This window comes from Microbacterium sp. ZW T6_19 (assembly GCF_044987465.1).
In the GTDB taxonomy this organism is placed as follows: domain Bacteria; phylum Actinomycetota; class Actinomycetes; order Actinomycetales; family Microbacteriaceae; genus Microbacterium; species Microbacterium natoriense_A.
In genome coordinates, this window is the sequence record NZ_JBJDRH010000014.1 from 52,047 (window position 1) to 74,634 (window position 22,588).

Below are 22,588 nucleotides of genomic sequence, written 5' to 3' on the forward strand. Positions count from 1 at the left end.
TGAACGTAACCTCTGCAAAGCCTGGGCGTCCCCTGAATCCGAAGAAGTCAGCGATTGCGTCGAGAACGCTCCCGCAGGCTGATCTTCCTCCGGCGTTGCCCGCCGTCCGCTGGCGCCCTCGTGCCGTAACTGCCCACACCGTAGCGGCTGACTCCGCGTCGTGGAACCCGCGTCAGCACCGCCCCGAGGACGTTCAGCCCGCCGAAGGCGGCGGCGCTGACGACCTTCTCGAGGCTGTGCGTGCGGGTCTTGTCGTAGAGGACCGCGAGGAGTGCGCCATCAGCCTGATTTCCCAGCCACGTGGCGTCGGTCACGGCGAGCAGAGGCGCGCAGTCGATCACGACGAAGTCGAACTCGGCACGAGCCTCCTCGAGCAGGTCCGTCATTCGCTGGCTCGTCAGCAGTTGGCTCGGGTTCGGGGCTTCGGCGCCGCTTGTGAGAACGCAGAGTCCTTCGGCACCCCAGTCCTGAATGGCGTCGGCGAACGTGGCTTCGCCGATCAGGACGTTTGTCAGCCCGACGCCGCCGTCGAGTTGCGTGTACTCGGCGAGAGACGGGCTGCGCAGGTCGGCGTCTATGAGGAGCACACGTCGCGACGACTCCGCGATCATGACGCCCAGGGCTATCACGAGCGAGCTCTTCGCCTCGCCGGAGGCGGCCGAGGTCACGACGAGCGACTTGAGTCCGCCGTCGACTTTGAGGAAGTTGAGATTGGCCGCGACGGCGCGCACAGATTCGGCTTCGATGCCGAGACGGTCCTTCAGTACGGCGGCAGGCAGTCGGGTGCCCCGGCGCGTCTCGACCACTTCGCCGAGCACCGGGATGCCTGTGAGTCGCTTGATATCGGCGCGGGTGCGGACCGTCTGCCAGGCGAAGGCACGCAGCACGCTGAATGCGACGCCGATCGCGAGGCCCCCGAGCAAACCGAGCATCACGTAGTTCCGCGTGCTCGGCGCGAACGGGAATCTCGGTTCGTCGGCGTTCTGGATCACGGTGAGCCGGACGGTCGGCTGCCCGTCGGCCTGAGGGGCGACGTCTCGGGAGACGACTGTCGCGAGACTCTTCATCACAGCTTCGGTGATCTTCTGCGCCAGGCGAGGCGAACGACTCGTCGCGCTGATCTCGATGACGACCGAGTTGAGTGGCGCTGAGGCCGTGATCGTGGACGCGAGGGCGCGGGGTGTCGTGTTCAAGTCGAGCTCGTCGATCACGGGCTGCAGCACCAGCTCGGATCGGGCGAGCAGCACGTACGTGGCAACAAGGTTCTGAACATAGGTGCTGCCCTGCACGAGTTCGGACGTGCTGTCACCACGATCGCTCGTGACGAGGAGCGCTCCGGTCGAACGATAGGTGTCGGGGGTGAGCTTCGCCAGGCCGTAACCGCCTGCGGTGCCGACGGCGGCGAGAATGACGACGACGAGCCAACTTCGAAGGATGGCTCGCGCGTAGTCGCCTATCGTCATGTCCCCTCCCAAACGGGCTACTAAGATGGCCCCTTGTCCCCTGTCGAGAGTCTAGCCGAGTTGGAGTTCACGCTGTGTCTGAAGGAGTTCGGGGCAGTCTGCTGGTCGTCTGCGCGGCCAACGTCTGTCGATCGCCTTTCGCGGCGTTCCTCCTGGGGCGGGCGCTGCCTGATATCGACGTCGCGAGCGTGGGCGTCACGGCCCGCGCGGGTGATCCGCTGTGCCGCTTCACGAAAGAGCGGATCGATGAGCTTCCCGGTGGTGCGGAGTTCACGAACAGCCACGTCTCGACGCGACTGGATGCGGAGAGCATCGACCGCGCAGACCTGATCCTCACAGCATCCGAGGCTGAGCGTTCGGCCGTCGCGACGCTCGCCCCGGCATCCCGGCCGAAGACCTTCACGCTCGTCGAAGCGGCATTCAGCGCTCGAGAACTCGCACCGATCCCGCCAGAACTTACTCTGAGCGAATTGGCTGCCAGGATGCACTCTCAGCGCGGCATCGTAGACCTTCCTCAGGCCCGAACCCGTCGCTGGTTCTCGCCCTTCCGTCCGAGTTTCGGCATCGCGGTCCCGGACGCCCACATCGGCGACACGCGCAAGCACGAAGACGTCTACCGTGCGGTGTCCGACGCCGTCGACATCTTCGTCGGCGCGTGGGCGGGGGCGCGACTCGCACTCGACGCGACAGACTGATCAGACGCCGCGGAGGACTCGGGTAGCCGGAGAATCGCGCAGACGCTGGGTCAGGTGACCTGCGGTGCCGGGCGGGGCTCGATCACCGCGGCGGCGATCTCTGCTCGATAGATCGCCGGAGCATGCCGACGGAGAGCTTCCGCGCGACTGCCATGCACGTCCACGACCGCTGACCCCCAATTGGAGGTCAGGTCTTCGAGCGCCGACGCGATCGAATCCGCTCGGTCGGCGGTGACCAGCCGAGCCGTGGCATAGCCGCCTGCCGCCTCCCGCAGTCCGCTGCTGTCGCTGGCGATGACCGGCCGCAGCGCCAGGATGCCTTCGACGGCCGTGTTGCCGAAGGGCTCGTCGACGCGCGACGGCACGATGAGAACGTCAGCGGACGCCAGGAACGGCCATACGTCTGGATGGAAACCGGCGAACTCGACGTCGAGTCCTGCGGTCTCCGCCTGGTCGCGCAACTGCTGCTCGTACCACTCGTAACCCTCGAACACCGCGCCGAGCAGGGTGACGGATACCTCCACCCCGCGGCTCTTCAACACGGATGCCGCGTCGACGACGAGGTCCGGGCCCTTTCGGGGCGACAGCCTGCCGATGTAGAGCACGCGCAGTGGACCGTCGAGCGTCGGACGGGCCGGCTCCGGCCGGGCCGGCGAGCTGACGCCGTTGTACACCACCTCGGCGCGTCGTGCGAGGCTCGGCAGCGCGGCTCTTATGGTCTCAAGGCTGAACCTGCTGTTGACAAGCGTCCGCGTCGAAGCAAGGTGCGGAAGGTAGAGCACGCGGTTGACGAGGCGGTTGCCGGAAGCCTCCGCCTCGTGCACATGACTTACCGTCCGGATACGGTGCAGGCGAGCGATGACCGGCCACTGCGGGATGATGATCGTCGACACGTACACGGCGTCGGGGCGGAGCCGCCGGATGAGACGCCATGCGGCGCCCAATCCCCGGAACATGTCCCGGAAGAGATGGGGAAGTCCCTCCGGGGTCAGCAGCACTTTGCGCAGCACGAGCATCGGGATGATGACCACTTCCGCACCTGCCTCGCGCAGCGCGATGTCGAGAAGCCCGCGGCCGGGCAGAGCGACGACTGTGCGGGCGCCCGATTCGATGAAGCCGATCACGCTCTCCAGCAGCATGCGGTCGGAACCGAACATCTCCGCACCCGGGTGTGCGACCAGTACGGTTCGCTGTCGAGGCATCACCATTCGGCAGCCTGTCGCCGTGCCTTCCGCGCGACGCGATGCACGCTTTCGCCCGCGGCCAGGCGTCTGGCCAGATTCTCATACGCGTCGGTGACGTCGTTCCAGCGGAACGCCGCCCGAGCGCGATCCTTCGCGCGTTCGCCCCTCGCCCGCGTGACCGCGGCATCCGCCTCGGCCGCTTCGAAGGCGGTCGCAACGTCGTCGGGACGCGTGAAGAACCACCCGTCGCCGTCGAGCACCTCCCGGTTGAACGGCACGTCGAAGGCGATCACGGCGGCGCCGGCGCCCATCGCCCGCAGCAGGGACGGGTTCGTGCCTCCGACGGAGTGGCCGTGATCGTACGTGAGGGCGTGGAAGTAGAGGGCGTCGAGCAGCGCCTGATCGTAGACGCCGCCGACCAGGCGGATGCGCTCGTCTCCGGCTGCGGCCTGCTGGATCCGCTGGGTGTACTCGCTGCTGTAGGGAGCGGAGCCCGCGACCACGAGCGGAAGAGCGGCGGTGCTGCGTCTGTAGCCGTCGACGATCTCGAGCACGTGGTTCTCGGGTTCGAAACGGGCGACGACGAGGTGATACCCCTCGGCGGTGAGACCGAGCTCGTCGATGCGTCCCTCGTCGACCTCGTCGAGGATCGGGGCCCCGTAGCGGATCATCTCGGTGGGAACCTGGAACTGATGCGCGTAGTAGTCGGCGATGCCGGGTGCGTCGGCGATCAGCGCGTCGCCGGTGCGGACGCCGAACTGCTCCGCCCAGCGGTAGTACGCCTTTCCCCGCGGCCCCCACTTGGAGCGCCTCCACTCGAGGCCGTCCATGTGCAGTGCGGTCGGAATGCCGCGGGCGCGCAGCAATGGCAGGAACGGCGAGTTCGCCGCGTTGAAGACGAACGCGGCATCCGGGCGACGTCGGGCCATCAGATGCAGCGCCGAGAGGCCGGTGTGGCTGAGGGTCTCGATCTGCTTCACGGGCATGGCGGGCAGATGCACCACCCGCATCCCGAGATACTCCTTGTCACGGCTCTCGGAACCGCGTGTGTACACGACGACGTCATGGCCGCGCTCGGCCAAGCGCTTGCCCACCTCTTCGACTGCCGTCTCGAATCCGCCGTATGCCGCAGGCACCCCTCGGGTCCCCACCATCGCGATGGTGAGGACGTTCCCCTTGCTCATGCGTCTCAGTATGCCCCGCTCGGCTGCACCATGACCTTGGCGGTGCGCCACATGATCTGCAGATCGTTCATGACAGACCAGTTCTCGACGTAACGGAGGTCGAGGCGGACGCTCTCGTCCCACGACAGGTCGCTGCGTCCGGAGACCTGCCAGAGGCCGGTGATGCCGGGTTTGATGTACAAGCGACGGAACACGGTTCCGTCGTAGGCCGTGACCTCGCTGGGCAGCGGCGGGCGGGGACCGACCACGCTCATGTCACCCGTCAGCACGTTCCAGAACTGCGGCAGCTCGTCGAGCGAGAGCTTGCGCAGGATCCTGCCGACACGCGTGACCCGGGGGTCGTCCTTCATCTTGAACAGGAGTCCGGCGCCCTCGTTCTGCGCCTTGAGTGCAGACAGCTGCTGCTCGGCATCCGTCTTCATGGAGCGGAACTTCACCATCTTGAACGTACGACCGTCGCGGCCGACCCGCTCCTGGAAGAAGAACAGCGGGCCCGGCGAGTCGAGCTTCACGAACAGAGCGATGAACGGCGTCGCCAGGGCGATCGGGATCAGCGCGATCGTCGCCACGACGACGTCGAGAGCCCGCTTGAGCACGTGACGACCGCCTTCGTAAGTCGGAATCTGCACCTGGATCAGGGGCAGGCCCTCGACCGGGGCGAAGGAGATCCGGGGACCCGCGACGTCGGTCAGGCGACTGGAGAGCACGAGCTCGGATGCCGTGCCCTCCAGCTGCCAGCTCAGCTTCTTGATGAACTCCGGATCGCCGTCGGGCCGGCTCGCCACGATGATCGTGTCGGCCCCCCGCTCGGCGGCGATCGCGGCGACCGTGTTGACGTTGCCCAGCACGGGGAAGTGCGTGCCGTCGATCTCGACGTCACGGGCGTTCCCGTCGAGGAGCGTGGCGCCGACGACCTGGTAGCCCGAGGCGCCGATCGGGTGCAGCGTGCGGACCACGTACTCGACGTCGTCGCGGTTGCCGACGACGAGCGTGCGCGACGTGAATCGACCGTGCACGCGCTGCGCACCCAGCCAGTTGCGCCACGCCCACCGCGTGATCAGCAGCGCGAGCAGGCCGACGGGCATGCCGACGAGCAGCACGAGCTGCAGATGCTGCCAGTCGAGCAGCACCCCGATCATCGCGGTCGCCCCGAATGCGAGACCGCTGGCGTGCGCGACGCTGCGGTACTCGGCGGCACTGGCGCGGAACAGGGCTGCATCCCGGGTGTGCAGCGCACTGAGCGTCAGATACCAGAGCGCACCCAGCAGGATGCCGTCGCGCAGGGCCTCTTCCCCTGCCGCGCCGACGACCATCTGGATCGCTGCGGTGACACCGACCGCGAACAGGATGACGACAGCATCCGTGACCCGCAGTCGCATCCGGTAGCGGCGCTCCCACTGGCGGCGCCGCTCGAGAGTGGCGGACACGCGCGGCGCGATGGCCGGGCGGGGTGCCACCCTGGTGACCCGTGGTGCAGAGACCGGCAGGAAGACCGAGCCCGTGCGTGCGATGCTGACAGCATCTTCGACGGAGGTCATGCCGACGCCTCACAGGCCGTCAATGTACGCAGAAATCCCCAGTGCGACATAGTGTTCCCCAGATTTGTTCCCCAGACCGAGAGCCCCACGCTCACGGCGTTCTGCCTGCAACCCGACCCCTCGGGTCCTGCTGAGTTATTCGTGACCCCACGTCACAACTCGCCGTCGCCGTCCCACACGGCGGGGCTTGCAGCAGGAACTGCAGACCTGATCACCATATCCCATACGGCGGGTGAACGGAAGGTTACTCACGCATATGGATGAATTGATATTCCAGAACACCGCGGGTGTCTGACCCTGCGGTCGCTATCCTGACCCGGTGACCGCCACTTCCACGACCCGCTTCCATCTCAGCCGGATGAACCCGCGCGACCCTGCGCAGCCTCACCGCGCAGCCAGCACGCTCGAGCTCTTCTTCGATCTGGTGTTCGTGGTGGCCGTGAGCGCCGCGTCCGCGCAGCTGCACCACGCGCTCAGCCACGGCGAGTTCGTGCACGGCATCACGTCGTACGGGATGCTGTTCTTCGCGATCTGGTGGGCCTGGATGAACTTCACCTGGTTCGCGACCTCGTTCGACACCGACGACTGGCTCTACCGCGTCACCACGATCGTCCAGATGGGCGGCGTGCTCGTGCTCGCGGCCGGCGTTCCGCAGGCGTTCGAGGGGAACTTCACGGTTCCCGTCATCGGCTACATCGTGATGCGCTTCGCGATGATCGCCCAGTGGCTGCGTGCGACACGTGCGGCCGACGGCCCGCTCCGGTCTGCGACCATCCGCTACGCGCTCGGGATCGGGGCGGCTCAGGTCCTCTGGATCCTCTTCCTCCTCGTCCCCAGCGGTCCCGTGCAGCTCGTGCTCTTCGTCGTCTTCGCCCTCATCGAGATCGCCGTGCCCGTCTTCGCCGAATACCGGCACCAGACGCCGTGGCATCCGCACCACATCACCGAGAGGTACGGTCTGTTCACGCTCATCGTGCTCGGTGAGAGCCTGCTCGCCTCGGCGAACGCGATCATCGAAGCGATCGATGATGCCGAGTCGCTCGCTCCGCTGGTGTGGATCTCGGTGCTGACGCTCGTGGTGACCGCATCCCTGTGGTGGATCTACTTCTGGCCGCCGCACCACCGCGCGATCACGAGCTTCCGCAGATCGCTGCGCTACGGCTACACCCACTTCTTCGTCTTCGCCGCGGCCGCGGCGTTCTCCGCTGGCATCGAAGTCCAGCTCGACATGCTGACGCATGTGAGCCACATCAGCCCGGTCGCCGCCTCGTTGACGGTCTCGCTCCCCATCGCGATCTTCCTGCTCGGCATCTGGTGGATCGCCATCCGCGACAACGCCGACCGCATCGTGAACGTCGTGGTGCCGCTCGGCGCCGCGCTGGTCCTGCTCGACGCGTTCATCCCGACGTCGATCGCCATCACGGCCTTCGTGATGGTCGGCATCGTGGTCGTGCTGGTCGTGCGGCCGCCCATCGGCGAGGACGCAGACGTCACCCGATCCGAGTAGGCCGAATCCTGCCGTCAGGCCGACGCGAGGATGAGACCCTCGCACTCGCGACGCAGACGGTCGATCGCATCGACGTCGCCGCGGATGAAGCGGATCAGGGCGTGCTGGAACATCCCGTCGACGAGGGCGTAGGCGAACGGAGGCGTGAGTGCGATCGTGCGGCCGACCAGCTCGGCGTGCCGCGTGAGGATCGCCCACACCATCTCCTCGAGCACTCCGTCGATGCGCACGATCGTGTCGCCGAAGCCGGTCTCGAACAGAGCCTGGTTGCGCAGGTCGTACCAGAGCCGGTGCATCGACGCCTCGTCTCGCAGCGTCCTCGTCATCTCCTCGGAGACGCGGACGGCGAGCTCTTCGCCGCTCTGAGAGGTGGCGACGATCCCGTCGTACCGCCGGGCGCATTCGGACTTGAACAGCCAGACGGCCTCAGCGATCAGGTCGTCCTTGTCGGTGAAGTAGTAGTGCAGCGAGCCGTGCGACAGCGCGGAGTGCTTGGCGATGTCGCGCAGGCCGGTGTGGGCGAAACCGCGCTCGGCGATGGTGGCACTGGCTGAAAGGGCGAGCATCCGCCGACGCTGCGCGAACTTGTCGACGCTGCCGCGCACCGCTCGCTCGCCGGCTGTCGTCATGTTCGCGCCCCCGTACTGAAATATCGGTTCAGTCGCGATCCTAGCCGCCACCTTGGACAGTCGTACAGACTTTTCTTGACAAGTGTCCAAAATACTGGTGCAATCTACGTGTAGGTCGAGAGCTCGGGTCCCCAGTTCGAGAATGCCGACCTACGCGCTTCGTTCGCGATCCCCAGTCGCGAACCCAGCAGCACGGCCGCGCATCGATCGCGAGGCCGCAGCAGGACAGAGAAGAGCGGATGCTCCGGCATCCGCTCTTCTCTGTGCCTCGGCTTCATAGAAAGCGCATCGAGGAGCCAAAGCCCTCTGAGGGGCAACTCCGTGAGCATGGCAGCAGCACCAGCCGTTCTCTCGAGAGGAACCAGATCATGAGCCGCGTTCCGGAACCGACCCAGACCCCTGAGGGCCCCGCCTACGAGGGCCGCCTGCTGGACCATCCGCATGAAGAAGTGGTCGACCAGGGCGCCCCCTTCGACATCCGCACGCTGCTCACCCGACGCGGGGTGCTCGGTCTCGTCGGCGTCGGCGTCGGCGCGGTCGTCCTCGCCGCGTGCGCCCCGACGGACTCGACCTCGGGAGCCGGCGCCACAGCATCCACAGCAGCGGGTGGGGAGATCCCGGATGAGACCGCCGGCCCCTATCCGGGCGACGGATCGAACGGGCCCGACGTGCTCGAGGACTCCGGGATCATCCGCAGCGACATCACCACGTCCATCGACGGCTCGGCGACAGCCGACGGCGTGCCGCTGATCTTCGAGTTCCAGGTGCTCGACATGGCGAACGAGGATGCACCGTTCGAGGGCGTCGCGGTGTACGCCTGGCACTGCAGCGCGCAGGGGGAGTACTCGATGTACTCGGCAGGTCTGGAGGAGGTCACGTACCTGCGAGGTGTGCAGGTGGCGGATGCCCAGGGCAAGGTCTCGTTCACCTCGGTCTTCCCCGGGTGCTACTCGGGGCGCTGGCCCCACATCCACTTCGAGGTCTACCCCGACGTGGACTCCCTCAGCGACTCGGCGAACGCGATCGCGACCTCGCAGATGGCGATGCCGGAACCGGCCAGCGCCGAGGTGTACGCCGGGTCGGCCTACGCAGGCTCTGCGCAGAACCTCGCTCAGGTCACGCTCGCGAGCGACAGCGTCTTCGGCGACGACTCGGGCGCGACACAACTTGCGACGATCACGGGTGACGCGAGCAGCGGCTACAGGGCGACCCTCGTCGTACGCGTCGACACGAGTACCGCCTCGGGTGCAGGGTCGGCGCCCGGCAGTGGCGGCCAGGGCGGGCCCGCAGGCAGCAGCCGACCGCCGGCCGGGTGAACGCCCGCGACCACCGCAGAATCGCGATGTTGGCTGAACGTGGGTGATCTGTTAGAGTTGGGGTGCAGCGTGTGTGCCTAGCCCTCTCGGCCGCCCACGTCGCCACTGATCAGGGCCATTCCGGACCGCGTGCATCGACGCGCGCGGCATCCGCCCTCGGTCTCACATCTTGCGAGGCGCGCCGACGTGCGCCCGCCACACAGCAATGAGCACCACCATGAGCATGACCACCATCCCCCCGTCCGACCCGTTGTCCTGGAAGCAGGCCGATGTGGACGTGCACGTCGCGACCCGCGACGGCGAGTTCGCCGGCTTCGTGGAATTCGACGGCACCGTCCACCTCGTGCGCGACCAGCGCGGCGCCGACCTCGGGTCGTTCGTGACCCTCGACGACGCGCGCATCGCGCTCGAAGACGCCCAGGAGGAGCGGCGTCGTCCGCTCCCGTTTCCGTTGACGCTTCCGCGTGCCCTGCGGCGTCGTCCGCGGCGCGTGCGCGCCTGACGATCCGGGCCCACCTGGCAGAGCCCTGGCAGTGCTGTTCGTATGCCTTGCGGCGCATGTGCCCCGGGCTACCCTGAGGTAAGCGAACGGCATCCGCCCTTGGCTTCCACAGCTCAAGGGCTCCCGATCGACAGGAGAACATCATCTCCATCACACAGGTCGATAAGACCGCAGCAACTCTCGGGCCGGTGCGCCAGACGTACTCCGGCAACGCCGACTTCCCGCCGATGGCGCAGGCCTACAAGCAGGTCTCGCAGGTCGTCAAGGAGACCGGGCTGCTGCAGCGCGCCGGCTGGTTCTACGCCGTCGTCGGCGCGGGCATCGTCCTCGCGCTCGGCGGAGCCATCACGGGCTTCATCCTCCTCGGCGACAGCTGGTTCCAGCTGCTGATCGCCGGGGCTCTCGGCATCATCTTCACGCAGATCGCCTTCCTCTCCCATGAGGCCGCGCATCGGCAGATCCTCAGCTCGGGCCCCGCGAACTTCCGTCTCGCCCGCATCCTCGCCGGCAGCATCGGCATGAGCTATTCCTGGTGGGACTCCAAGCACACCAAGCACCACGGCAACCCGAATCAGGTCGGCAAGGATCCCGACATCCAGGTCGACACGATCTCGTTCCTCGAGACGGATGCCGCGCAGTCGCGGGGCCTGATCCGACTGATCACCCGCAAGCAGGGGTGGCTGTTCTTCCCGCTGCTCACGCTCGAGGGTCTCAACCTGCACTACATCGGGCTGAAGCACCTGATGACCAAGAAGAACGTGAAGGGTCGCTGGATCGAGCTCGGCATCATCGCCGTGCGCTTCGCGATCATCCTGATCCCCGTCTTCATGATGCTGCCGCTCGGAATGGCGTTCGCGTTCATGGGTGTGCAGCTCGCCGTCTTCGGCGTCTACATGGGAGCGTCGTTCGCCCCGAACCACAAGGGCATGCCGATCATCGATCCGAACGCCCGCCTCGACTTCTTCTCGAAGCAGGTCCGCACCTCGCGCAACATCCGCGGCGGCTGGTGGGCGACGACGCTCATGGGCGGCCTCAACTACCAGGTCGAGCATCACCTGTTCCCGAGCATGCCTCGCCCGCACCTCGCGAAGGCACGCGAGATCGTGCGCGACTACTGCGCGGCGAACGACGTGCCGTACACCGAGACGAGTCTCGGCCGTTCGTACGCCATCGTGATCGCGTACCTCAACCGCGTGGGTCTCGCCGCAGGCGCCGATCCTTTCGACTGCCCCGCAGTGGCGCAGTTCGGACGCGCATAACAGCTTCAGACGGCAGGGGCGCAGGCGGTTCACACCGCTTGCGCCCCTTCTCTGTGCGCTGTGGGTTGCGCTCAGTAACTTAAGGACTTAAGTTACTGAGTATGGATCTCGCATACGAACTGCATGACCTGGTCCGCACACTCGACCGTGCGGCGGAGCGGATGCTTCGCCCAGAGGGGCTCAGCTACAGCCGCTATGTCGCGCTCGTCATCGTGTGCGAGCACCCCGGACTCACCGGGCGCGATCTCGCCCGCGGCCTCGGGGTCAGCGAGCCGGCGGCCAGCGGACTGATCAAAGCGCTGCTTCGCGACGATCTCATCGAGAACTCGGCGGGCCCGGGCGACGGCAACATGCGCCGGCTTCACGCCACCGTCGCCGGTCATGACAAGCAGCAGCAGTGCGCAGAGCTGCTGGGCGACTCGCTCGATCGCAATGCGCGCGCCATCGGCGTCGACCCGGCGCAGCTCGCGCTCACGATACGGACCCTGCACGACGAAGTCCGCATCGTCCGCACCGACATCTCGGAGGAACCATCATGATCTTCGCCGCCGTGGCCGCTCTGCTCTGGGTCGTGCGCCTCGTCATGTTCGTCGCGCTGCACCTGGTGCGCAGCGACTACTCTCCGGTCAGGCATGCGGTCAGCGACTACGCCGTCGGGCGAACTCGCACGCTCAGCTCGATCATGACGTGGACGACAGCCGCGGCATGGGCCGCGCTCGCCGCTGCGGTCTGGTCAGGACTTCCGAACTGGAGCGCTCGAGGCGGCATCGCCGCTTGGCTCCTGGTCCTCGCCGTGATCTTCCTCGTGCTGCCGTTCGTCCCGACGACCTTGGAAGGGGAACAGGCGACCGTGATCGGGCGGCTGCACATGCTCGCCGCCGTCTCCTGGTTCGCGATCAGCTACTCGTGCATGAGCGACTTCGTGCGCCTTGCCGAGTCGTCGGTCGGAGGAGTGCTCGCGTTCACGCTCATCGTGCTCAGCTGGATCGCACTGGTCGGTCTGATCGTGCTCGTCGCTTCGCTCGTGCTCCCCGGGTTGCGCAGCCGCACTTTCGGCATATCCGAGCGGGTGTTCATCGTCGCGGTGAACCTGTTCTATCTGCTCGCCGCAGTCGTGCTGCTGGTCGCGGCCTGACACGCGAAAGGGCCGCGAGCATATCTCTCGCGGCCCTTTCGGTAGTTGCGGGATCAGCGCGAAGCGGACTCGTCGACCTCGACCACATCGATCGTGATCTTGCCGTCGATCGTCGCGGCGTCGTCATCGAGGAGCTCGTCCTCGAGAACCTCATCGCCGAGGAACACGTCAGACGGGTCGGCCTCGACGACCTCGGCCTCGTACGTCTCGATGTCGTCGTCATCGACGTCGGCATCGGCCTGGTCGGCGACGCCGGCGCTCGTGGCGGCGGATGCCGCGGCACTCGCCGTGGGCGCGGCGGCGGGGGTCTCGTCGCTGAAGACGCCGTCGGGGCGGATGAGCTCTCGCACCTCCGCCATGAAGCTCGCGAGCTGCTGCTGCTGCCAGCGGAGCTTGCGGGCGTGGTCCTCTGCGTCGCGGAGCACGGTCGAAGTGTGGCCGGTGACCGACTCGACGATCTTCTGCGACTTCACGCGGGCGCGCTCGAGAGCGTCGCGGGCGCGGACCTGGGCGTCGGCTTCGATGGCCGCGGCCTGGGTGCGCATCAGGCGCTCGTAGTCGTCTGCCTTCGCCGAGATCCGCTGGGCGTGGTCGAGAGACGCGGCGACCTGTTCGTTCGCATCGGTCGTGATGCGCTCGGCGTGGGCGACGGCCTGGTTGTGCAGCAGAAGGAACTCCTGCTGCGCGTCGTCCTGGCGACGGGTGAGGGTCTCTTCGAACTCCAGGACGCGGGCGTTCATCTCACGGACCTCGCGCTCGGCGTCGGCCCGCAGCTGCTCGGTCTCGCGGGTGACGAGAGCGCGCAGCGCGGCGGCGCCCTTCTCAGCCTCGGTGCGGATGGCCGTGGCCTCCTGCGAGGCCTGGTGCACCTTCTCGGCGGCGTGCGCGGCCTCGCGCTCGAGGCGCGCTTCGTGCGCGGTGAACTCGGTGTCGACCTTCAGGCGGATCTGGTCGGCGTCGTGCTGGGCGTGCGCGATGATGCGCGTCGCGTCGGCGTCAGCCTCGGCGCGCTGCGCCGCGACCTCTTCGCGAGCCGCCGCCATCAGGCGGTCGGCCTGCACCGCGGCGTTCTGGATGAGGACGTTCGCCTGCTCCTCCGCGACCCGCAGGATCGCCTCGAACTGCTCGCGCGACGGAGCGTCCTTGCCCTCGGGGCGAGGAGCGTCGACGAGCTCGTTCGTCAGCGTGGAGACGCGGTCCTCGGCATCCGAAGCCTGCGCCTTCGCCGCCGTCAGCTCGGCCTCGAGCAGTTCGCGCGCTGAGCGCTCCTCGGCGCGCACCGCTTCGAGCGTGTCCTCATGGCGGGCCTCGGCATCGGCGAGATCGGCTTTCATCTGCTGCAGCTGGTTGCGCAGCGTGGTCAGCGCGGAATCGACTTCCGCCTTGTCATAGCCGCGGAACGAGGCGGTGAAGCCGCCAGGCTGTTCGCGCGGAGTCTCGTCGATCAACTTGTCGAAGAAGTCGTTCTCGGCGGGGGACTCGCTCATGAGGTCGGCCTTTCTGGCAGGGCCGTGGCGCAGACCGTTCGTGGTGCCGCGCAGGCCGAAGGGGGAGGGGCTGACGCACCGCGACGACGTGCGGTGGCGCTGTGTCCAGCCTAGCCGCGCTCGCTGTGAGTTGTGCAGTGGATTCCGGCGCGAGGTCGCGGGGCGGCTGTGGATGTTCAGGAGCTTTCGCGCGTGATCTCCCAGTACACGGGATCGCCGTCATGACGGGCGAAGCTGTGTTGCGGGCCGTCGGCCACCGAGATCGTCTGCGCTTCGGCGCCGGCGGTCACTCGCGAGCGCAGCTCCCTCCAGAACTCGAGGTTCTGCGGCATCCCCAGCCGCTCGGTCGTTCGCACCACCTGCATCCGCGTTCCCTCGGCGTCGTCGACGAGGCGCACGACGGCGTCGTCTGCCTCGACGAAGCGGACGCCGTACCCGCCGTCGTCGAGCAGGGAGAACTTGCGGGGCTGCTGCAGCACCACCCGGTCGAGGATGTCCCTCGCTGCGGGTTCCGGCGCATGGATCACGATCGTCGCGGCGAGTTCGGCGAGGATGCCGTTCACCCGGTCGTCCGTCGTCCGGCGCCCGTAGCGGCTGCCCGACTTCGAGACGCTGCGGCGCAGTCCGCGGCTGAGGAACATCGCGCCGACGATCACCGCGACGATGATCGCGACGTAGATGACGGGGTTGTCCACGGCACCAATCTACGCACGCTCCATTGTGTAGATATTTAGCCACAGTGCTATATTGCGAATATGAAGGCGATCGTTCCCGAGGTGCAGGCCCACCTGCGACGGCGACTCCTGATCAGCTACCGTGTGGATCCGGCCGTCGCAGCCGGGTTGCTGCCGCCGGGATTCCGTCCGCAGCTGATCGACGGTTCGGCGCTTGCGGGCGTCTGCGTTCTCGGTCTCGACGCCATCAGGCCTCGATGGTTCCGCCCCGGCTGGGGACTGCGCTCCGAGAACGCCGCGCATCGGATGGCCGTCGAATGGGATGCCGCGGAGGGGGTGCAGCGGGGCGTGTTCATCTTCGAGCGGCACAGCTCAGCGTGGCATCCGGTGCTCCTCGGAGGTCGCCTGTTCCCCGGCGTCCATAGGAAGGCTCGATTCACGACGCGGGAATCGGGCGGACGCTACGCGCTCACGATGGATGCCGGAGCGCACAGCCTCGATGCCGACGTCGAGATCGGCGGTGCGTGGTCGAGCGGGTTCTTCGGATCGGTCGACGAGGCGTCGGAGTTCTACCGGGCAGGACGCATCGGATGGTCCCTGGGTCACGACGGGCGCGGCGTGGAGCCCGTCGCGCTCACCAGCGGAGCCTGGGCCGTGGAGGGGGCGCGCCTGCACGGCCTGCGCTCGTCGTTCTTCGACGCCCTCCCCGAGGGATCGGCGGTGTTCGACAGCGTCGTCGTGATGCGCGACCTGCCCGTCGTGCTGTCTGACCTCCGAGGCGACAGTGACGTACTCCCCAAGGAGCATGTCGCGGGCCTCCACGGAGCGGATGCCCGGCGGATCCCTGAGGGATAGCATCGGGGGATGCCGGACGCGGGGCGCAGACCATGGGGAGAGGGCCCGCCCTGGGCGACGCGCAGAGCGCGACTGATCGCGCCGGTCGTGATCGCTTTCCTCGTGCAGGTCCCGGCATCCGTCTGGGGTGCCGTCCGCCTGCATCACGGTGCGCCGGGCGGGCAGGCTGCGCTGCACGTCGCGCTGGCCGTCGCCGGGCCGCTCGCGCTGCTCGGGGCTCGCCGGTTCCCCGGACCCGTCGTCGCGCTCGTGAGCGCGTGCGCGGCCCTCGACGTGCTCACGACTCCCGTCTTCGGACCGCCGTACATCGCGCTCGTCTTCGCGATCATCGGAGCGGTCGTGCGGGGCGCGGCGGTGTGGGCCGCCGCATCCGTCGCCACCGCCTGGGCGATCGTTCTGCTCGTCGCCTCGTTCAGCGGCCGCGAATGGCGGCCGCCCGTGGTCGTCGCTGCGACGATCGGGCTCGCCGTCTGCTTCGGCATCGGGGCCTTCGTGCGCACGCGGCGCGCACGCTTCGCCGCGATGCACGCCGAGTCGGCGCGGCAGCGGCAGAGCGTCGAGGAGCGCGAGCGAGTGCGCATCGCCCGCGAACTGCATGACGTCCTGGGGCACGCGCTGTCGCAGATCAGCGTGCAGGCGGGGGTGGGCCTTCACCTGTTCGACCGCGACCCGGAGCAGGCGAGGGCAGCGCTCGCGAACGTGAAGGAGTCGTCGAAGCGGGCGCTCGACGAGGTGCGCGGGGTGCTCGGCGTCCTGCGCGACGGAGAGACGCCCCTCACCCCCGAAGCCGGGCTGGGAGAGCTCCCTGGACTGGTGTCGGGAGCGGCCGGACCGGGGTTCGAGACGACGCTCGACGACCGGCTCGGCGGCGAACTGCCAGACCGGTCGACCCAGCTCGCCGCCTACCGCATCGTGCAGGAGGCGCTGACCAACGTCATCCGCCATTCCCGCGCCCGCCGGGCGGAGGTGGTGCTCGAGCGCTCCTCGGAGCGGATGCTGACAGTCAGAGTCGTGGACGACGGGCGCGGCCTCAGCGCTCCCGACACGATCGACGGCGGACACCGGGGGATTCTCGGCATGCAGGAGCGTGCAGCGCTGCTGGGAGGATCGGTGACGATCACTGACCGGTCCGGCGGAGGCGTCGAAGTCGTCGCCGTGCTCCCGTGGAGGTCGGCAGCGGGTGCGGCGGGCGCCCCGAATTCAGGGAGGAACCGATGATCAGAGTCGCACTCGCCGACGACCAGCTGCTGGTGCGTGCGGGGTTCCGCGCGCTGCTCGATTCGGAGCCCGACATCGACGTCGTCGCCGAAGCCTCGGGCGGGCGGGAGCTATTGCAGCGGATCAGGGAGGCGCCGGTCGACGTCGTGCTCATGGACATCCGGATGCCGGAGGGCGACGGGCTGTGGGCGACCGAGCAGATCGCCGCCGATCCCGCGCTCGCCGATGTGCATGTCGTGATCGTGACGACCTTCGAGCTCGATGAATACGTGGTGCGCGCCGTGCGCGCTGGTGCGGCCGGATTCCTCGTGAAGGACACCGAGCCCGCCGATCTCGTGCGAGCGGTGCGGTCGGTCGCGGCCGGCGATGCGCTGCTGTCGCCGGGAGTGACGAAGACGCTGCTGTCACGCATGGCAGCGGGGTTGCGCGAGGGGCCTTCGCGTTCGTCGCTCGAGGTGATCACCGATCGCGAGCGCGAGGTGCTGCGACTGGTCGGGATGGGGCTGACCAACGACGAGATCGCAGAGCGCCTGTTCCTCAGCCCGCTGACCGCGAAGACGCACGTGTCGCGGATCATGAGCAAACTGCATGCCCGCGATCGGGTGCATCTCGTCGTCGTGGCGTATGAGACCGGGCTCGTCTCACCGGGCTGGCAGTAGCGGCGTACTCCCGGGGGAGCAGTCGAAGAGACGTCTACGGCCGGATTCGCGGGGAGCCTGCGGCGAGGAGGCTGATGTGCACCGGTCGAGACACGGTCGGACGAATCGAGGGATGCACATCATGCTCAGCACAGTCGCGGCGATGACCGCACAGCACGTCGGCTATTGGGGCGGAGGAGCCCCGTTCTGGCCCTTCTTCATAATCTTCCCGCTGATGTTCCTGCTCGTCGTGGGCCTCATCATCAGCCTCGTCGTGCGCCGCCGGCGCTTCGGCGCCTATGGACCGCCGTGGGCGCAGGGCCACATCGCGGGAGCGCGGAGCGCAGAGCAGACGCTCGCCGAGCGCTTCGCGAAGGGCGACATCGACGAGACCGAGTACCGCGCTCGCCTCGAGGTGCTCAGGGCCAACCGCCCGGAGATGTGACCTGGCACCACGACGCCCGGGCCGATCGCGGTCCGGGCATCGTCGCATTCAGCCCAGCATCGTCATGACCAGGAGCAGAACGGGCAGGCATCCGATCGTGGTGAGGAAGACCGTGTCGCGCGAGATCGCCTCGCCGATGTCGTAACGCTGCGAGTAGTTGAACACGTTCTGCGCCGTCGGCAGGGCTGCGAGCACGACCACGATCAGCGTCTGCGCCGCAGACAGCCCGAACAGCAGGGCGGCGCCCCAGGCGATGATCGGCATCGCGATCAGCTTCAGGATGCTGGCCAGGATCACGTCGCGCCGGTGACCCTGCGTGCCGAGCACGCGCTGGCCGTGCAGGGAGATGCCGTAGCTGATCAGGAGCACGGGGACCGCGGCATCCGCGATCAGCTGCACCGGGTCCATCACGATGGCGGGAACCGTGAGGCCGAACACCGACACGAGGGTGCCGAGCAGCGAGCCGATGATGATCGGGTTCGTCGCGGTGCGCACGAGCGTGCGGCGGATCGAGACCGTCTCGCTCGTCACCGCGTCGAGGATCGTGAGGGAGATCGGCGTGAAGATCAGCAGCTGCATGAGGATCACCGGCGCCGGGTACGCCGCGCTTCCGAGTAGATAGATCGACAGCGGGATGCCGATGTTGTTGGAGTTCACCTGACCGGCCGAGAGCGCTCCGATCACGGTCTCGCCGATCGAGCGCTTCCACACGAGCCGCGCGATCAGGGCGTAGGCGGCGATCACCGCGACGGCCGCGATCGCCGAGACCGGCAGCAGCGCCGAGAACAGCATCTTCGCATCGGCATGTGCCAGCACGCTGAACAGCAGGAACGGCGACAGCACGAAGAAGATGAGCCGCCCGAGCACATGGCGGGCGTGCGGTCCGAGCAGGTCGATGCGCCCGATGACGTACCCGAGGGCGATCGCGACGGCCACCACGGCGAATCCGGTGAGCGTCTCGAGCATGGTTCGAGCGTATCGGGGGAGCCGGGTCCCCCTCGCGCGGGCGTCGGAGCGGGCTCCGATCGGGACCGGGTCGCGGGATCCCGCCGCCTGCTGTGGTTCTGGCGCTTCCGGTTGCGATTCGTGTCGTCTCGGCATCCGCTCTCATGGTTCCGGTCGCGATTGGTGCCGCCGCCGACCGCTTCGGGCGGCACGAATCGCGACCGGAACGACAGCCAGGTTCTGGAGAACGGCACGAAGTGCGACCGGAACGGGAGGCCGGGATGCGGGCAGCGCGTCAGACCTGAGCGACGCCGTGCGCGCGGGCGAACGCCTCGAGCACGGTTGCCGGGATGACGTGGAGCTCGGCATCCGGCACGTCGTCCATCGCGATGTGATCCGCCTGCAGGCCCTCGAGCTCTTCTGCGAGGATGCGCGCGCTCCGGCCGTTCGCCCGTTCTTTCTCGGGAAGAGCGCGATAGACGGCGGCGATCAGTGCGGTGAGCCGAGCCGTGTCGACCGTCCAGGTGCTCGTGATGATCCGCACCACGATCTCGGCGACCTCCTCGGGGGAGTAGTCGGCGAAGCGCACGGTGTGCGGCACACGGGAGCGGAGCCCGGGGTTCGCGGAGAAGAAGACGTCCATCTCGGCCGCGTACCCGGCCAGGATCGCGACGAACTTGTCGCGGTCGTTCTCGAGGCGCGGAAGCAGCGTCGCGATCACGGCCTGGCCGTAGTCGGCGGAGTCGCCGCCATCGCGGAAGAGATCGTATGCCTCGTCGATGAACATCACGCCGCCCATCGCCTCGTCGATCGCGAGCGATGTGCGCTGCTCGCTCTGGCCGACATAAGGGCCGACGAGAGCCGCGCGATTCACCTCTTTGACGGTTGGCTTGGACAGCACGCCGAGCTCGTGGAAGAGCTGGGCGACGATGCGGGCGACCGTGGTCTTGCCCGTGCCGGGGCTGCCGGTGAAGGTGACGTGATAAGTGGGGCGCGAGACGGTGGCGTCGGCCTGGATGCGGCGCTGATCGGCTTTCACACGGTTGACGAGCTTCGCGACCCAGGCCTTGACCTCGGCGAGACCGACCATGCCGTCGAGCTCGGCGAGCAGAGCGGCCACCGCGGCCGAGCCGCCCTCGGCATCCATCTCCACACCAGCGACCGCGTAGAGGTCATCGTCGGCGATCAGTCGGTAGTCGGCGATGCTCCGGGTGCGGAGTTCGTGCACCCGATCGGCCTGTCGGCTGATGAGCTCCTGATTGAAATTGCGCACCCAGCGAGCGTTGCTGCGGTCGGCGCTCTGGGTGTAGCCGCGACTGAGGATGCGGCGGTACAACTCTTCGTCCTCGAGTTCGTAGTCCGTGTCGCGGAGGGCGTTCACGCCGATGGTGGCGAGCTCCTCGCCTGTGTAGTCCTCGAAATCGAAACGATTGGGAGTCCGCGACTGCAGGCCGGCGTTCATCTCGAGCAGCCGCTGCATCTTGTCGGTGTATCCGGCGAAGATGATCATGAGGTCGTCCCGATGGTTCTCCATATAGGCGATGATCGTGTCGATCACCTCCTGGCCGTAGTCCTCGTCGACTCCCTGTGCGAGGGCGTAGGCCTCGTCGATGAAGAGGATGCCGCCGCGGGCGCTGTCGAGCACCTTCTCGGTCATCGGCGCCGAATCTCCGATGTGCGTGCCGACGAGATCGGTGCGTCCGACCTCGACGAACACATCGGAGGAGACCACGCCCTCTGCGAAAAGGGCCTTGCCGAGGAGCCGCGCCACGGTGGTCTTGCCGGTGCCCGGATTGCCGAGGAACAGACTGTGCAGCGTCAGCTGCATGGACTTCAGCCCGAGCTGCGACCGTTCGCGGTTGATGACCGCGTTCTTCACGAACTGAGCAGCCTGCTCCTTCACCGTGCGGAGCCCGACCAGGTGGTTCAGCGCTGTCAGCGAGTCCTCGCGCACGCCCGTGACGTCGGACCCGTCGGAGTGCTGCTCCTCCGCGACGGCGGTTCGTCCCGGAAGCGAAGACGTGACCATGCCGCCACGGGAGCCCTCGCGATACCCGCCTGCGGCACCCTGCGACATCTGCGTGGCCCCGCCGCGCGTGATCGTCGGCATCCGTCCGGAGGCGAAGGAGGCGATGGCGAGCGACGACTGATCTTGGATGTTCAGTTCGTCACCCGGCGGGCAGTCGAGCACATCGATGTCGATGGACGCCTGCCCCTTGGCGGTCACGGAGCACTGATTGCGTGCGTTCGGATGCACCGTGAGCCGGCCCGCGGATGTCACGCGCGCCTGCTCTCGAGTCGCGAGCCGGAACAGCGAGCACGACTCGAGGGAGACGACGCAGGAGCCGGCGAAGTCCGCCCACCCGAGCTCGCACATGAGGGCCGAGAGACGGCCACCGCCCGCGAGCGTGACGGTGGCCCTCGTCTCCGCCGCACCGGCGCGCAGCTCGCAGGCGGTCGCGGTGACGGCTCCCTGCGCGTACAGCGCGGGGAGCTCGGCCGCGGCGTCGCTGCGTATCGTGACGCCGTGCATCGAGAGATCGGCGCCGGCCGACACGTACACGGCGTTGGTCGTGATCGGATGCTCGATCGTGAGGTTGGTGAGGGTCACGTGGGATCCGGGCGGAAGGGTCAGGCGGCCGCGCAGCACGATGCGGTCGCGTCGGCCCTCACCGTCGAGATTCACCTCGCACGAAAAGTCGCCGTTCGCCAGATCATCGAACGAGTACTCGCCCTCTTCGAGCACTAGCGTGTCGCCGGGCTTGAGCCGCGACTGCACGTCGGTCGCGAAACTGCGGCCCTGATGCGCGGGCCAGAGCACGCGCTGAGGGCCGGACCCGGCTCTCGCCCTCGGTGGCTTCCGGGGCACCGGCGTCGCCCGCACGATCTCGGCGAGCGGGCTCTCGCAGTGGATTTCGGCCTCCGCCTCGGCGACCACTCGGAGCGGTGCGCCCGTCGGAGATTCGAGCTGCGCGATGCGCAGCACAGCCGCGTTGGCCTGCGCCTCGAACGCCTGATCTCCGTTGAGGCGGACGCACTCCAGGTCGAGAGTCGCTCCGCTGAGTGATCGCAGCGCCCGCTTTCCCGGTACCGGTGTGAGGTCGAGAGGGGAGTATCCGCGGACCTGCGCCCCGTCTCGCGCCAGCACCAGATGAGCGGCGCAGCCGATGAGGTCAGCCGAGCCTCCGTTCACCTCGAGTCCACCGAGTCGTGAGGCGGTGGCATGAAGGCGCGCGCCGGCTGCGATCTTGACGGTGGTGAGATCGGCATCGTCCGCGATGACGACTCTGTTGAGAACCAGCGTGCCGCGGTCGACTCCCACGGTGAGCGTGCTCGCGGTGGAGTCGCCCGCGATGCGGCAGTCGGTGATGCTGAGATACGCGTCAGCACCGTGCACCATGGCGACCGCGCTGCCCCGGGGTTGCGCAGTGAGCGTCAGCGAGGCGACGCTGCAGTTCCCATGGGGCGCGATCGTGCCGATCACCGTCGTCGCCTCGGCTCCGCCCTCACCCGTGATCGTCACGCCGTTCAGCGTGACTGAGCCGATCGCATACGTGCCAGGGGCGAGCGAGAGCACGTCGCCCGGGAGAGCCTGTGCCAGAGCTGTTGCGATCGGCATCCGGCTCGAGTCGTTCCCGACGTACAGAGTCGTCACGGGCGCGCGGCTCCACGGTGCCCGGCTGCGGCCGAGAGGAGACCCGGCGCCCGAGCGGCATCGAGGAGATCGACGGCGTACTGCGCGACTGCACCCATGCAACCAGTATGGGCCAGGGCTCGGAGGTGCTGAGGGAAGCGGCGGCGTGAGCTTCGGCGTCTGCGCGTTTCGTCTCGCTTCGCTCGCTCAACGACCGGGGTCGTGGCCGGGTCTCGCCAGGGCAAAGCAAAACCCCCGCCATGTAGAAGCTAGGCGAGGG

General features: G+C 67.8%; 20 protein-coding genes. 11 read left to right on the top strand and 9 right to left on the bottom strand.

Annotated elements, in window-relative coordinates; genetic code table 11:
• Positions 1-47: 47 nt before the first annotated feature.
• Positions 48-1,463 (bottom strand): polysaccharide biosynthesis tyrosine autokinase, encoded by a 1,416-nt coding sequence (locus ACI3KT_RS17175; RefSeq protein WP_404905697.1) that lies wholly within the window; start codon positions 1,461-1,463, stop codon positions 48-50.
• A 74-nt stretch (positions 1,464-1,537) separates the two neighbouring features.
• On the opposite strand from ACI3KT_RS17175, the gene ACI3KT_RS17180 reads away from it, so the two are divergent.
• Positions 1,538-2,158 (top strand): hypothetical protein, encoded by a 621-nt coding sequence (locus tag ACI3KT_RS17180; protein ID WP_404905698.1) that lies wholly within the window; start codon positions 1,538-1,540, stop codon positions 2,156-2,158.
• Positions 2,159-2,208: 50 nt separating this feature from the next.
• Here ACI3KT_RS17180 and ACI3KT_RS17185 read toward each other — a convergent pair whose 3' ends face one another.
• The 3 genes from ACI3KT_RS17185 to ACI3KT_RS17195 are packed head-to-tail and all read right to left on the bottom strand — an operon-like array spanning position 2,209 to position 6,064.
• Positions 2,209-3,315, bottom strand: a complete 1,107-nt coding sequence (locus tag ACI3KT_RS17185; protein WP_404905699.1) for a glycosyltransferase family 4 protein — start codon at positions 3,313-3,315, stop codon at positions 2,209-2,211.
• A 44-nt stretch (positions 3,316-3,359) separates the two neighbouring features.
• Positions 3,360-4,526, bottom strand: coding sequence for a glycosyltransferase (locus tag ACI3KT_RS17190; protein ID WP_404905700.1), 1,167 nt, complete (start codon positions 4,524-4,526; stop codon positions 3,360-3,362).
• Positions 4,527-4,531: 5 nt separating this feature from the next.
• Positions 4,532-6,064 (bottom strand): sugar transferase, encoded by a 1,533-nt coding sequence (locus tag ACI3KT_RS17195; RefSeq protein WP_307294351.1) that lies wholly within the window; start codon positions 6,062-6,064, stop codon positions 4,532-4,534.
• A 319-nt stretch (positions 6,065-6,383) separates the two neighbouring features.
• Here ACI3KT_RS17195 and ACI3KT_RS17200 point away from each other — a divergent pair, with 319 nt between their 5' ends.
• Complete coding sequence (locus tag ACI3KT_RS17200) at positions 6,384-7,571, top strand: low temperature requirement protein A (protein WP_404905701.1); 1,188 nt, start codon at positions 6,384-6,386, stop codon at positions 7,569-7,571.
• Between the two features lie 14 nt (positions 7,572-7,585).
• On the opposite strand, the gene ACI3KT_RS17205 is transcribed toward ACI3KT_RS17200, so the two are convergent.
• Positions 7,586-8,200: a TetR/AcrR family transcriptional regulator gene (locus ACI3KT_RS17205; protein ID WP_292904407.1), complete on the bottom strand. Its 615-nt coding sequence runs from the start codon at positions 8,198-8,200 to the stop codon at positions 7,586-7,588.
• Positions 8,201-8,568: 368 nt separating this feature from the next.
• Between ACI3KT_RS17205 and ACI3KT_RS17210 the strand changes: the two genes are divergently transcribed.
• The 5 genes from ACI3KT_RS17210 to ACI3KT_RS17230 all read left to right on the top strand — a co-directional run bounded on the left by ACI3KT_RS17210 (position 8,569) and on the right by ACI3KT_RS17230 (position 12,412).
• Positions 8,569-9,516 (top strand): intradiol ring-cleavage dioxygenase, encoded by a 948-nt coding sequence (locus ACI3KT_RS17210; RefSeq protein WP_404905702.1) that lies wholly within the window; start codon positions 8,569-8,571, stop codon positions 9,514-9,516.
• A gap of 217 nt (positions 9,517-9,733) precedes the next feature.
• Positions 9,734-10,018 carry a hypothetical protein gene (locus ACI3KT_RS17215; RefSeq protein ID WP_404905703.1) on the top strand — a complete coding sequence of 95 codons (285 nt, stop codon included), beginning with the start codon at positions 9,734-9,736 and terminating at the stop codon, positions 10,016-10,018.
• Between the two features lie 140 nt (positions 10,019-10,158).
• The gene (locus tag ACI3KT_RS17220) at positions 10,159-11,277 is read left to right on the top strand and encodes an acyl-CoA desaturase (protein ID WP_307299362.1); all 1,119 of its coding nucleotides are present in this window, start codon (positions 10,159-10,161) and stop codon (positions 11,275-11,277) included.
• A 101-nt stretch (positions 11,278-11,378) separates the two neighbouring features.
• Positions 11,379-11,816 (top strand): MarR family winged helix-turn-helix transcriptional regulator, encoded by a 438-nt coding sequence (locus ACI3KT_RS17225; RefSeq protein ID WP_292904400.1) that lies wholly within the window; start codon positions 11,379-11,381, stop codon positions 11,814-11,816.
• Positions 11,813-12,412 carry a DUF998 domain-containing protein gene (locus tag ACI3KT_RS17230; RefSeq protein WP_292904398.1) on the top strand — a complete coding sequence of 200 codons (600 nt, stop codon included), beginning with the start codon at positions 11,813-11,815 and terminating at the stop codon, positions 12,410-12,412. Before ACI3KT_RS17225 ends, ACI3KT_RS17230 begins: the two co-directional genes overlap by 4 nt.
• Before the next feature lie 53 nt (positions 12,413-12,465).
• Here ACI3KT_RS17230 and ACI3KT_RS17235 read toward each other — a convergent pair whose 3' ends face one another.
• Positions 12,466-13,899, bottom strand: coding sequence for a cell division initiation protein (locus tag ACI3KT_RS17235; protein WP_404905704.1), 1,434 nt, complete (start codon positions 13,897-13,899; stop codon positions 12,466-12,468).
• Positions 13,900-14,075: 176 nt separating this feature from the next.
• A complete protein-coding gene (locus tag ACI3KT_RS17240; RefSeq protein ID WP_404905705.1) occupies positions 14,076-14,594 on the bottom strand; it encodes a hypothetical protein in 519 nt (172 codons plus the stop codon).
• A gap of 60 nt (positions 14,595-14,654) precedes the next feature.
• Between ACI3KT_RS17240 and ACI3KT_RS17245 the strand changes: the two genes are divergently transcribed.
• The 4 genes from ACI3KT_RS17245 (at position 14,655) to ACI3KT_RS17260 (ending at position 17,729) form a co-directional block, all read left to right on the top strand.
• Positions 14,655-15,428: a DUF2071 domain-containing protein gene (locus tag ACI3KT_RS17245; protein ID WP_404905706.1), complete on the top strand. Its 774-nt coding sequence runs from the start codon at positions 14,655-14,657 to the stop codon at positions 15,426-15,428.
• A 9-nt stretch (positions 15,429-15,437) separates the two neighbouring features.
• Positions 15,438-16,646 carry a sensor histidine kinase gene (locus tag ACI3KT_RS17250; protein WP_404905707.1) on the top strand — a complete coding sequence of 403 codons (1,209 nt, stop codon included), beginning with the start codon at positions 15,438-15,440 and terminating at the stop codon, positions 16,644-16,646.
• Positions 16,643-17,305: a response regulator transcription factor gene (locus tag ACI3KT_RS17255; RefSeq protein WP_292904389.1), complete on the top strand. Its 663-nt coding sequence runs from the start codon at positions 16,643-16,645 to the stop codon at positions 17,303-17,305. Before ACI3KT_RS17250 ends, ACI3KT_RS17255 begins: the two co-directional genes overlap by 4 nt.
• Before the next feature lie 121 nt (positions 17,306-17,426).
• Positions 17,427-17,729 carry an SHOCT domain-containing protein gene (locus ACI3KT_RS17260; RefSeq protein WP_292904387.1) on the top strand — a complete coding sequence of 101 codons (303 nt, stop codon included), beginning with the start codon at positions 17,427-17,429 and terminating at the stop codon, positions 17,727-17,729.
• A 48-nt stretch (positions 17,730-17,777) separates the two neighbouring features.
• On the opposite strand, the gene ACI3KT_RS17265 is transcribed toward ACI3KT_RS17260, so the two are convergent.
• Together ACI3KT_RS17265 and ACI3KT_RS17270 are read right to left on the bottom strand one after the other, a co-directional pair.
• Positions 17,778-18,695 carry an AEC family transporter gene (locus ACI3KT_RS17265; RefSeq protein ID WP_404905708.1) on the bottom strand — a complete coding sequence of 306 codons (918 nt, stop codon included), beginning with the start codon at positions 18,693-18,695 and terminating at the stop codon, positions 17,778-17,780.
• A 274-nt stretch (positions 18,696-18,969) separates the two neighbouring features.
• Entirely contained in the window at positions 18,970-22,329 is a 3,360-nt protein-coding gene (locus tag ACI3KT_RS17270) for an AAA family ATPase (RefSeq protein WP_404905709.1), read from the bottom strand.
• Between the last annotated feature and the right edge of the window lie 259 nt (positions 22,330-22,588).

Excerpts from the sequence above, each read along its gene's own strand:
- ACI3KT_RS17175 (WP_404905697.1), bottom strand. The coding sequence starts at position 1,463 with ATGACGATAGGCGACTACGCGCGAGCCATCCTTCGAAGTTGGCTCGTC.
- ACI3KT_RS17185 (WP_404905699.1), bottom strand. The coding sequence starts at position 3,315 with ATGTTCGGTTCCGACCGCATGCTGCTGGAGAGCGTGATCGGCTTCATC.
- ACI3KT_RS17190 (WP_404905700.1), bottom strand. The coding sequence starts at position 4,526 with ATGAGCAAGGGGAACGTCCTCACCATCGCGATGGTGGGGACCCGAGGG.
- ACI3KT_RS17195 (WP_307294351.1), bottom strand. The coding sequence starts at position 6,064 with ATGACCTCCGTCGAAGATGCTGTCAGCATCGCACGCACGGGCTCGGTC.
- ACI3KT_RS17205 (WP_292904407.1), bottom strand. The coding sequence starts at position 8,200 with ATGACGACAGCCGGCGAGCGAGCGGTGCGCGGCAGCGTCGACAAGTTC.
- ACI3KT_RS17210 (WP_404905702.1), top strand. The coding sequence starts at position 8,569 with ATGAGCCGCGTTCCGGAACCGACCCAGACCCCTGAGGGCCCCGCCTAC.
- ACI3KT_RS17215 (WP_404905703.1), top strand. The coding sequence starts at position 9,734 with ATGAGCATGACCACCATCCCCCCGTCCGACCCGTTGTCCTGGAAGCAG.
- ACI3KT_RS17225 (WP_292904400.1), top strand. The coding sequence starts at position 11,379 with ATGGATCTCGCATACGAACTGCATGACCTGGTCCGCACACTCGACCGT.
- ACI3KT_RS17230 (WP_292904398.1), top strand. The coding sequence starts at position 11,813 with ATGATCTTCGCCGCCGTGGCCGCTCTGCTCTGGGTCGTGCGCCTCGTC.
- ACI3KT_RS17235 (WP_404905704.1), bottom strand. The coding sequence starts at position 13,899 with ATGAGCGAGTCCCCCGCCGAGAACGACTTCTTCGACAAGTTGATCGAC.
- ACI3KT_RS17245 (WP_404905706.1), top strand. The coding sequence starts at position 14,655 with ATGAAGGCGATCGTTCCCGAGGTGCAGGCCCACCTGCGACGGCGACTC.
- ACI3KT_RS17250 (WP_404905707.1), top strand. The coding sequence starts at position 15,438 with ATGCCGGACGCGGGGCGCAGACCATGGGGAGAGGGCCCGCCCTGGGCG.
- ACI3KT_RS17255 (WP_292904389.1), top strand. The coding sequence starts at position 16,643 with ATGATCAGAGTCGCACTCGCCGACGACCAGCTGCTGGTGCGTGCGGGG.
- ACI3KT_RS17260 (WP_292904387.1), top strand. The coding sequence starts at position 17,427 with ATGCTCAGCACAGTCGCGGCGATGACCGCACAGCACGTCGGCTATTGG.
- ACI3KT_RS17265 (WP_404905708.1), bottom strand. The coding sequence starts at position 18,695 with ATGCTCGAGACGCTCACCGGATTCGCCGTGGTGGCCGTCGCGATCGCC.